The organism is Streptomyces sp. NPDC019396, from assembly GCF_040632375.1.
Lineage (GTDB): Bacteria > Actinomycetota > Actinomycetes > Streptomycetales > Streptomycetaceae > Streptomyces.
The window spans coordinates 1-1,012 of record NZ_JBEYBS010000104.1 but is presented as its reverse complement, the minus strand read 5'-3'; the positions used below and the strand labels follow the sequence as shown (position 1 = coordinate 1,012).

The window sequence follows — 1,012 nt, the reverse complement described above, 5'->3', positions numbered from 1 at the left end:
TGGGGGACGCGCAGGAGTGCGGCGATCGCGGCGTGCCGGCGGGTCTGTTCGACCACGCCGTTGCGGGCGTCGACGAGGATCACGGTCAGCTCGGCCGTCGAGGCGCCGGTGACCATGTTCCGGGTGTACTGCACATGCCCCGGGGTGTCGGCCAGGATGAACCGGCGCCTTGCCGTGGCGAAGTAGCGGTAGGCGACATCGATGGTGATGCCCTGCTCCCGCTCGGCCCGCAACCCGTCGGTCAGCAACGCCAGGTCCGGCGCTTCCTGGCCCCGCGAGCGTGACGCGTGCTCGACAGCCTCCAGCTGATCGGCCAGCACCGACTTCGAATCGTGCAGCAACCTGCCCACCAGCGTGGACTTGCCGTCATCGACCGACCCGGCGGTCGCGAAACGCAGCAGGGTGGTGGCCGACAACTCCTCGGCCAGCAACTGTGTGGAGCTGGTCATCTCTAGAAGTACCCTTCGCGCTTGCGGTCTTCCATCGCAGCCTCGGACATCTTGTCGTCGGCGCGGGTCGCACCCCGCTCGGTGAGCCGGGAGGCGGCGATCTCCGCGATCACCGCATCCAGCGTGGTGGCATCCGAATCGACGGCACCAGTGCACGACATGTCACCGACCGTGCGGTAGCGGATCAGCCGCTTCTCAGGCGTCTCACCGCCCTTCGGCCCGCCCCACTCACCAGCGGTCAGCCACATACCGTTGCGGGCGAACACCTCACGCTCATGCGCGAAGTAGATCCCCGGCAACTCGATCCCCTCACGCTGGATGTACTGCCACACATCCAGCTCGGTCCAGTTCGACAACGGGAACACCCGCACATGCTCACCCGGCGCATGACGACCGTTGTAGAGCTGCCACAACTCCGGACGCTGACGCCGCGGATCCCACTGCGAGAACTCATCCCGCAACGAGAACACCCGCTCCTTCGCCCGCGCCTTCTCCTCATCCCTGCGACCACCACCGAACACCGCATCGAAACGATGCTCCCGGATCGCCTCGGTCAACGGCAC

The 1,012-nt window shown here is 66.8% G+C and carries 2 protein-coding genes; both read right to left on the bottom strand.

Annotated features, from left to right (window positions below):
* Window positions 1–449 (bottom strand): GTP-binding protein (locus ABZ532_RS31675; protein WP_361291492.1); only part of this gene is annotated, 449 nt, incomplete at its 3' end.
* A 2-nt stretch (window positions 450–451) separates the two neighbouring features.
* A partial coding sequence (cysD, locus tag ABZ532_RS31670) for a sulfate adenylyltransferase subunit CysD (RefSeq protein WP_361291489.1) occupies window positions 452–1,012 on the bottom strand: 561 nt, incomplete at its 5' end.